The sequence below is a fragment of the Klebsiella sp. HMSC25G12 genome (genome assembly GCF_001807705.1).
Lineage (GTDB): Bacteria > Pseudomonadota > Gammaproteobacteria > Enterobacterales > Enterobacteriaceae > Klebsiella > Klebsiella variicola.
On sequence record NZ_KV789926.1, the window covers coordinates 140,051 to 140,872 of the forward strand.

The 822-nt window shown below is 61.3% G+C and carries 1 CRISPR repeat array.

The window, feature by feature from the left end:
- The first annotated feature begins 60 nt into the window (after positions 1 to 60).
- A CRISPR array of direct repeats spans positions 61 to 821; the repeat unit is 29 nt; unit sequence GTGTTCCCCGCGCCAGCGGGGATAAACCG.
- Position 822: the final 1 nt, after the last annotated feature.

An 822-nucleotide genomic window follows, 5' to 3' on the forward strand; every position in this document is an offset into this window, starting at 1 on the left:
TGTTCCCCGCGCCAGCGGGGATAAACCGCATTATCGGGGCCGGTGAAATGCCGCGCCCTCGTGTTCCCCGCGCCAGCGGGGATAAACCGCCCCATTACGGGAGGTGCTCTTGCCTGATAACGTGTTCCCCGCGCCAGCGGGGATAAACCGGTTGAACACTCAGGCGCCCTTGCCGTGAGCTCGTGTTCCCCGCGCCAGCGGGGATAAACCGGGTTCATCAATCGCTCTCGTTCTGCCCGTTGAGTGTTCCCCGCGCCAGCGGGGATAAACCGGCGATAGCGAATACTCAACATCGCAATATGACGTGTTCCCCGCGCCAGCGGGGATAAACCGTTGGCTTACCCGGGAGATCAGTAACCCGCAGTGTGTTCCCCGCGCCAGCGGGGATAAACCGGTAGTGAACATCAGAGCCAATGGTGATCTGCAGTGTTCCCCGCGCCAGCGGGGATAAACCGTCCCGCCTCAACAATCCCCAGCGCATGACCATGTGTTCCCCGCGCCAGCGGGGATAAACCGTGTCCTCAATCTCCCACACTCGGCATGCATATGTGTTCCCCGCGCCAGCGGGGATAAACCGCGTGGTTTTGAATGGCAAATCGTCTTCTGACGGTGTTCCCCGCGCCAGCGGGGATAAACCGGCGCAGCCGCTGAAAGTATCAGGTACTAAGGCGTGTTCCCCGCGCCAGCGGGGATAAACCGTAGTAGGGCGGTGAGCCGTCTTGCTGTTCGAAGTGTTCCCCGCGCCAGCGGGGATAAACCGCTTGAGGGAGTGGATAATTGACTGCACATCCTGTGTTCCCCGCGCCAGCGGGGATAAACCGG